At 64.7% G+C, this 7,374-nt stretch carries 6 protein-coding genes; 5 read left to right on the forward strand and 1 reads right to left on the reverse strand.

Annotated features, from left to right (window positions below):
- Nucleotides 1–181: 181 nt before the first annotated feature.
- Nucleotides 182–1,597: a D-serine/D-alanine/glycine transporter gene (cycA, locus tag ACQ4OD_RS26100; RefSeq protein ID WP_198755609.1), complete on the forward strand. Its 1,416-nt coding sequence runs from the start codon at nucleotides 182–184 to the stop codon at nucleotides 1,595–1,597.
- 121 nt (nucleotides 1,598–1,718) lie between these two features.
- On the opposite strand, the gene ACQ4OD_RS26105 is transcribed toward cycA, so the two are convergent.
- Nucleotides 1,719–2,018 carry a hypothetical protein gene (locus tag ACQ4OD_RS26105; RefSeq protein WP_198755610.1) on the reverse strand — a complete coding sequence of 100 codons (300 nt, stop codon included), beginning with the start codon at nucleotides 2,016–2,018 and terminating at the stop codon, nucleotides 1,719–1,721.
- A gap of 508 nt (nucleotides 2,019–2,526) precedes the next feature.
- Here ACQ4OD_RS26105 and urtA point away from each other — a divergent pair.
- The 4 genes from urtA to urtD all read left to right on the forward strand — a co-directional run bounded on the left by urtA (nucleotide 2,527) and on the right by urtD (nucleotide 7,353).
- On the forward strand, nucleotides 2,527–3,792 hold the full coding sequence (gene urtA, locus ACQ4OD_RS26110; protein WP_102683971.1) for an urea ABC transporter substrate-binding protein: 1,266 nt from the start codon (nucleotides 2,527–2,529) through the stop codon (nucleotides 3,790–3,792).
- Between the two features lie 140 nt (nucleotides 3,793–3,932).
- On the forward strand, nucleotides 3,933–5,420 hold the full coding sequence (gene urtB / locus ACQ4OD_RS26115) for an urea ABC transporter permease subunit UrtB (protein ID WP_430945198.1): 1,488 nt from the start codon (nucleotides 3,933–3,935) through the stop codon (nucleotides 5,418–5,420).
- On the forward strand, nucleotides 5,420–6,499 hold the full coding sequence (gene urtC, locus ACQ4OD_RS26120; protein ID WP_198755612.1) for an urea ABC transporter permease subunit UrtC: 1,080 nt from the start codon (nucleotides 5,420–5,422) through the stop codon (nucleotides 6,497–6,499). The genes urtB and urtC overlap by 1 nt, the downstream gene beginning before the upstream one ends.
- A complete protein-coding gene (urtD, locus tag ACQ4OD_RS26125; RefSeq protein WP_430945199.1) occupies nucleotides 6,496–7,353 on the forward strand; it encodes an urea ABC transporter ATP-binding protein UrtD in 858 nt (285 codons plus the stop codon). Before urtC ends, urtD begins: the two co-directional genes overlap by 4 nt.
- The last annotated feature ends 21 nt before the right edge of the window (nucleotides 7,354–7,374 follow it).

Raw genomic sequence — 7,374 nt, forward strand, 5'->3', positions numbered from 1 at the left:
GCGCCGATGCGACTTGCCCCGCGATGAGGCCAGCACCAACAACCATTGATTCCAGTCATGTCGAGCATCACGCCGTACCGCCAAGATCGTGCCGATCTGCCACACCCGCGATTGGAACGCGACGTGATAGCCTACTCGGCTTTCGCTCACAAAAAGACTGACCCTCAATGGAATGCAGCCTATGACCCGGACCTCCCAGACACCCTCCGAAGAGCAGCACCTGCAACGCAACCTGACCAACCGCCACATCCAGCTCATCGCCATTGGCGGCGCCATCGGCACCGGCCTGTTCATGGGATCGGGCAAAACCATCAGCCTGGCCGGCCCGTCGATCATCTTCGTCTACATGATCATCGGCTTCATGCTGTTTTTCGTCATGCGCGCCATGGGCGAGCTGCTGCTGTCGAACCTCAACTACAAGTCGTTCATCGATTTCTCCGCCGACCTGCTCGGCCCCTGGGCCGGCTACTTCACCGGCTGGACCTACTGGTTCTGCTGGGTGGTCACCGGCATCGCCGACGTGGTCGCCATTGCTGCCTACACGCAATTCTGGTTCCCCGACCTGCCGCAGTGGATACCGGCGCTGAGCTGCGTGGCCCTGCTGCTGTCGCTGAACCTGGTGACGGTGAAGATGTTCGGCGAAATGGAATTCTGGTTCGCCCTGATCAAGATCATCGCCATCATGGGCCTGGTCGCCACCGGCCTGTACATGGTCATCACCGGCTTCCAGTCGCCGAGCGGGCACACCGCCACCCTGACCAACCTGTGGAATGACGGCGGCATGTTCCCCAACGGCCTGCTGGGCTTCTTCGCCGGCTTCCAGATCGCCGTGTTCGCCTTCGTCGGCATCGAACTGGTGGGCACCACCGCCGCCGAAGCGAAGAACCCCGAGCGCACCCTGCCGCGGGCGATCAACTCGATCCCGATCCGTATCATCGTGTTCTACGTGCTGGCGCTGATCGCCATCATGGCCGTGACCCCATGGCGCGACGTGGTGCCGGGCAAGAGCCCGTTCGTCGAGCTGTTCGTGCTGGCCGGCCTGCCAGCGGCGGCGAGCATCATCAACTTCGTGGTACTGACCTCGGCGGCCTCGTCGGCCAACAGCGGCGTGTTCTCCACCAGCCGCATGCTGTTCGGCCTGGCCCAGGAGGGCGATGCGCCCAAGGCGTTCGAGAAACTCTCGCGCCGCGCGGTGCCGGCCAACGGCCTGTACTTCTCCTGCACCTGCCTGCTGCTGGGCGCGGTGCTGATCTACCTGGTACCCAATGTGATCGAAGCCTTCACCCTGGTGACGACGGTGTCGGCGGTGCTGTTCATGTTCGTCTGGACGCTGATCCTGCTGTCGTACCTGAGCTACCGCAAACAGCGCGCGGCGCTGCATGAGCAATCCACCTACAAGATGCCCGGCGGGCGCTTCATGTGCTACGTGTGCCTGGTGTTCTTCGCCGGCATCCTGGTGCTGCTGAGCCTGGAGGCCGATACGCGCTCGGCGCTGGTGGTGACGCCGATCTGGTTTGTGATCCTGGCGGTGACCTATCAGTTTGTGCGCAGCAGGCGTCAGCCGCGCAATGCGGTGAGAGGCGCGTCGAGCCGCTGATCGCAGGGGGCTGCTGCGCAGCCCTTTCGCTGGCAAGCCAGCTCCCACAGGGTCAGGATTGCGCAGTACCTGTGAGAGCCGGCTTGCCGGCGATTGGGCCGCACAGCGGCCCCGGCGATTGTCAGCCGTGCTCCAACCCTTCAAGCACAGCCTCAGCCAACGCCAACCCCTTCTCCAGCGAATTCTCCGTTGCCGTCAGCAAACTGCGCAACGGATCTGCGGCCTTCTCCAATGCCGCGGCATTGGTCTCATAGGCCGCCTTCAACGCCGCCACGGCACACACCAGCGCATCCTCGCTATCGACCCCGGCCTGTACCGAGAGCATCGGAGCATGGGCGTGATTGCAGGTGCCAAAGTGGGAACTGGCGGTGACCGGACGTGATTTGCGCGGGGTGAGGTTGACCAGCGATTCCTGGTTCATGGCTGCACCTCTCGATGAAAGGTGGCGATCTCGATAAATGCGAACGGTGGATCTGGAACGATCTTCTTGAGCATGGTGCATCTCCTTGCGGCTCTCCGTAATGACGCTCCGCACCCACACGCCAATATGGGTGGACGGAGCCGTGCGGGTTGGCGTGCCGGACAGAGAGAGCCGGTGAGCCCGAAGGCTCCCACACACGGCTCCGCCCATAACGGGTGCAGCCATGCAGGACACTTTTGAAAGTGCCCGCTCTCTGTATCCGGGACGCCAATCCCGAACCGCAGAAACTACTGCGGTGCGGCACGGTACTCAAGTACCGCTTATGTGTCAAAAGTGTTCATCGCCCCCGGCCCCAATCCTGTGCAGGCCTGTGCAGCAAGCACCATCCTGGCCCCACCCTGCGCCCCGATTCGTCGCACAACCGCTCTATCACGCACCTTCCATCGCTCGGCACAGCCCTTGCAATCTCCGATCTGGCCAACACCCACCATCACATCGGAGTGAGCACATGAAGCGACGCAGTCTGATCAAGGCCTTCACCCTCAGCGCATCGGTCGCCGCGATGGGCCTGAGCTGGAGCATCCAGGCCGCCGAGACCATCAAGGTCGGCATCCTGCATTCGCTGTCCGGGACCATGGCCATTTCCGAGACTTCGCTCAAGGACATGGCGCTGATGACCATCGACGAGATCAACGCCAAGGGTGGCGTGAACGGCAAGATGCTCGAACCGGTGGTGGTCGACCCGGCGTCCAACTGGCCGCTGTTCGCTGAAAAGAGCCGCCAGCTGCTGACCCAGGACAAGGTCGCGGTGGTGTTCGGCTGCTGGACCTCGGTGTCGCGCAAGTCGGTGCTGCCAGTGTTCGAAGAGCTCAACGGCCTGCTGTTCTACCCGGTGCAGTACGAGGGCGAAGAGATGTCGCCGAACGTGTTCTACACCGGTGCCGCGCCCAACCAGCAGGCGATCCCGGCGGTGGAATACCTGATGAGCGAAGACGGCGGCAGCGCCAAGCGCTTCTTCCTGCTGGGCACCGACTACGTCTACCCGCGCACCACCAACAAGATCCTGCGCGCTTTCCTGCACAGCAAAGGCGTGGCCGACAAGGACATCGAAGAGGTGTACACGCCGTTCGGCCACGCCGATTACCAGACCATCGTTGCCAACATCAAGAAGTTCTCCGCCGGCGGCAAGACGGCGGTCATCTCCACGGTCAACGGCGACTCGAACGTGCCGTTCTACAAGGAACTGGCCAACCAGGGCCTGAAGGCCACCGACGTACCGGTGGTGGCGTTCTCGGTGGGCGAAGAAGAGCTGCGCGGCATCGACACCAAACCGTTGGTGGGGCACCTGGCCGCGTGGAACTACTTCGAGTCGGTGGATAACCCGGTGAACCAGAAGTTCGTCGCCGACTGGAAGGCCTACGCCAAGGCCAAGGGCCTGCCAGGCGCTGACAAGGCGGTGACCAACGACCCGATGGAAGCCACCTACGTGGGCATCCACATGTGGGCGCAGGCCGCCGAGAAAGCCAAGTCCACCGACGTCGACAAGGTGCGTGAAGCACTGGCCGGGCAGAGTTTCAAGGCACCGTCGGGCTTCACCCTGACCATGGACAAGACCAACCACCACCTGCACAAGCCGGTGATGATCGGCGAGATCCAGGATGACGGGCAGTTCAGTGTGGTGTGGGAAACCGAACAGCCGCTGCGGGCGCAGCCTTGGAGCCCGTTCATTCCGGGGAATGACAAGCGGCCGGATTATGCGGTGAAGGGTAACTGAGTGCACTGGGGCTGCTGCGCAGCCCTATCGCTGGCAAGCCAGCTCCCACAGGTACAGCACAGCTTCCGAATTCTTTGTTGGACCTGTGGGAGCCGGCTTGCCGGCGATGAATCCACCGCCGATTTTTCAGGACTGCCCGCATGTTCAGATTCCTGCTCACCTTTCTACTGCTACTGCCCCTGGCCACCCAAGCCAGCGAAGGCGAATTCTTCCTCAGCGCCAAGCCCGCCGAACAGGCGCGCCTGCTCGAAACCTGGGCCGCGCAACCCGACGCCGCACGCCTGCCGCTACTGGACAACCTGCGCCAGGGCCGCATCGCCGAAAACGACACCCGCAAACTGCGCCTGAACAACCGCCTGCGCGGCCTGATCGACAACGCCCTGGCCAGCCATCAGTTACTCAGCGACCAGACCAACGTGCGCCTAGCCGCCGCCCAGCAACTGCAAAAAAGCGCGCAACCCGCGCAAATGGCCTTCCTCGACCGGCGCTTCGCCGCCGAACCCGACGCCGCCGTGCACGCGGCCCTCGGCCTGGCCCTGGCCAACCTGCAACTGGGCGCCAGCGACCCGGCAGTGCGTCTGGCCGCCGTGCGCCTGCTCGGCGAAACCGGTGATCCGCTGGCCCGCACCCGCCTTGAAGCGCTGTTACAACCCGACGCGGAAACCGACGCCACCGTGCGCACCGCCGCCGAAACCAGCCTGGCCCAGGTACAGCGCAAGCTGCTGGTAGGCGAGCTGCTCGGCCAAGCCTTCAGCGGCCTGTCGCTGGGCTCGATCCTGCTGCTGGCGGCGCTGGGCCTGGCGATCACCTTCGGCCTGCTCGGGGTGATCAACATGGCCCACGGCGAGATGCTGATGCTCGGCGCCTACAGCACCTACATGGTTCAGGTGCTGCTGCAGCGCTACGCCCCGGACGCCATCGAGCTCTACCCGCTGATCGCCCTGCCGGTGGCATTCGCCGTCAGCGCAGGGGTCGGCATGGCCCTTGAGCGCACGGTGATCCGCCACCTGTATGGCCGCCCGTTGGAAACCCTGTTGGCCACCTGGGGCATCAGCCTGATCCTGATCCAGGCCGTGCGCCTGATCTTCGGCGCGCAGAACGTCGAGGTGAGCAACCCGGCCTGGCTGTCGGGCGGCGTCCAGGTGCTGCCCAACCTGGTGCTGCCGTACAACCGCCTGGTGATCATCGGCTTCGCCCTCGCCGTGGTGCTGCTCACCTGGCTGCTGCTCAACCGCACACGGCTGGGCCTGAACGTGCGCGCGGTCACCCAGAACCGCAACATGGCGGCCTGTTGCGGGGTGTCCACCGGGCGCGTGGACATGCTCGCCTTCGGCCTCGGCTCGGGCATCGCCGGGCTCGGCGGCGTGGCCCTGAGCCAGGTCGGCAACGTCGGCCCGGACCTGGGCCAGAGCTACATCATCGACTCGTTCCTGGTGGTGGTGCTCGGCGGCGTCGGGCAGCTGGCCGGCAGCCTGTGGGCGGCCTTCGGGCTGGGCATCGCCAACAAACTGCTGGAGCCGCAGATCGGGGCGGTGCTGGGCAAGATCCTCATCCTTGCGCTGATCATTCTGTTCATCCAGAAGCGCCCGCAAGGCCTGTTCGCCCTCAAGGGACGGGTAATCGACTAATGAACCAGCCATTGATTGTCACTGCCACGCGCAAGGCCGGCACCCGGGTGTCGCTGGCCGTCGGCGCCGTTGTCGTCCTGGTGCTGCTGGCCCTGCCGCTGCTGTCGCTGCTGCCCGACGGGCACGCCTTGCAGGTCTCGGCCTATACCCTGACCCTGGTGGGCAAGATTCTTTGCTACGCCATCGTCGCCCTGGCCCTGGACCTGGTGTGGGGCTATGCCGGGCTACTGTCGCTGGGCCACGGCCTGTTCTTTGCCCTTGGCGGCTATGCCATGGGCATGTACCTGATGCGCCAGGCGGCCGGTGATGGTCTGCCGGGCTTCATGACCTTCCTGTCGTGGAGCGAGCTGCCCTGGTACTGGGCCGGCACCCAGCACTTCGCCTGGGCGCTGTGCCTGGTGGTACTGGCGCCGGGGTTGCTGGCGCTGGTGTTCGGCTTCTTCGCCTTCCGCTCGCGGATCAAGGGCGTGTACTTCTCGATCATGACCCAGGCCCTGACCTTCGCCGGCATGCTGCTGTTCTTTCGCAACGAGACCGGCTTTGGCGGCAACAACGGCTTCACCAGCTTCCGCACCATCCTCGGTTTCGACATCGCCGCCCAGGGCACCCGGGCGGTGCTGTTCCTGCTGACAGTCGGTCTGCTGCTGGCCAGCCTGTACCTGTGCTGGCGCCTGACCCAGAGCAAGTTCGGCCGCCTGCTCACCGCCGTGCGCGACGCCGAGAACCGCCTGATGTTCTGCGGCTACGACCCGCGCGGCTTCAAGCTGCTGGTGTGGGTGCTCAGTGCCGTGCTGTGCGGCCTGGCCGGGGCGCTGTACGTGCCGCAGGTGGGCATCATCAACCCCAGCGAGATGTCACCGACCAACTCCATCGAGGCCGCCGTGTGGGTGGCACTCGGCGGGCGCGGCACGTTGATCGGGCCGCTGCTCGGTGCCGGCCTGGTCAATGGCATGAAGAGCTGGTTCACCGTGGCGTTCCCCGAGTTCTGGCTGTTCTTCCTCGGCGCGCTGTTCATCCTTGTCACCCTGTACCTGCCCAAGGGCGTGGTCGGCCTTGTGAAGAAAAGGAGCCAGCCATGAGAAGCGTGCCCCCGGTGCATCCGGAATTCATGCTCGAACCGATCTTCGACCAGGTCGGCAGCGGTCGCGAAGCCATCGGCCTGGGCCGGCGTCGCGAGGCCGGACTGGACACCCGCCACGGCACGGTGTTGAGCCTGGAAGGCATCAGCGTCAGCTTCGATGGCTTCAAGGCGCTCAACGACCTCAACCTGTACATCGGCGTCGGTGAACTGCGCTGCATCATCGGCCCCAACGGCGCCGGCAAGACCACGATGATGGACGTGATCACCGGCAAGACCCGCCCCGACACGGGTACCGCGTTTTTCGGCGACACCCTCGACCTGACCCGCATGAGCGAATGCCAGATCGCCCAGGCCGGTATCGGCCGCAAGTTCCAGAAGCCCACGGTATTCGAGGCGCTGACGGTGTTCGAGAACCTGGAGCTGGCGCTCAAGGCCGACAAGTCGGTGTGGGCCAGCCTGCTGGCACGCTTGAGCGGCGAGCAGCGCCAGCGCATCGAAGAGGTGCTGGCCACCCTGCGACTGCTGCCCCTGGCCCAACGCCAGGCGGGGTTGTTGTCCCACGGGCAGAAGCAGTTCCTGGAGATCGGCATGCTGCTGGTGCAGGAGCCGAAGCTGCTGCTGCTCGACGAGCCGGTGGCGGGGATGACCGATGCCGAGACCGAGTTCACCGCCGAGCTGTTCCGATCATTGGCGGGCAGGCATTCGCTGATGGTGGTGGAGCATGACATGGGCTTCGTCGGCAGCATTGCCGACCATGTGACGGTGCTGCATCAGGGGAGTGTGCTGGCCGAAGGGTCGCTGGCGCAGGTGCAGGAGGATGAGCGGGTGGTCGAGGTTTATCTGGGCCGCTGATCTTCGTTATCTGCACCGGCC

The sequence above is a fragment of the Pseudomonas sp. WC1 genome (assembly GCF_050586565.1).
Classification (GTDB): Bacteria; Pseudomonadota; Gammaproteobacteria; order Pseudomonadales; family Pseudomonadaceae; genus Aquipseudomonas.

What these genes read in the sequence shown, in the direction of transcription:
- cycA (WP_198755609.1), top strand. Translation starts at nt 182, where the DNA reads ATGACCCGGACCTCCCAGACACCCTCCGAAGAGCAGCACCTGCAACGC.
- ACQ4OD_RS26105 (WP_198755610.1), bottom strand. Translation starts at nt 2,018, where the DNA reads ATGAACCAGGAATCGCTGGTCAACCTCACCCCGCGCAAATCACGTCCG.
- urtA (WP_102683971.1), top strand. Translation starts at nt 2,527, where the DNA reads ATGAAGCGACGCAGTCTGATCAAGGCCTTCACCCTCAGCGCATCGGTC.
- urtB (WP_430945198.1), top strand. Translation starts at nt 3,933, where the DNA reads ATGTTCAGATTCCTGCTCACCTTTCTACTGCTACTGCCCCTGGCCACC.
- urtC (WP_198755612.1), top strand. Translation starts at nt 5,420, where the DNA reads ATGAACCAGCCATTGATTGTCACTGCCACGCGCAAGGCCGGCACCCGG.
- urtD (WP_430945199.1), top strand. Translation starts at nt 6,496, where the DNA reads ATGAGAAGCGTGCCCCCGGTGCATCCGGAATTCATGCTCGAACCGATC.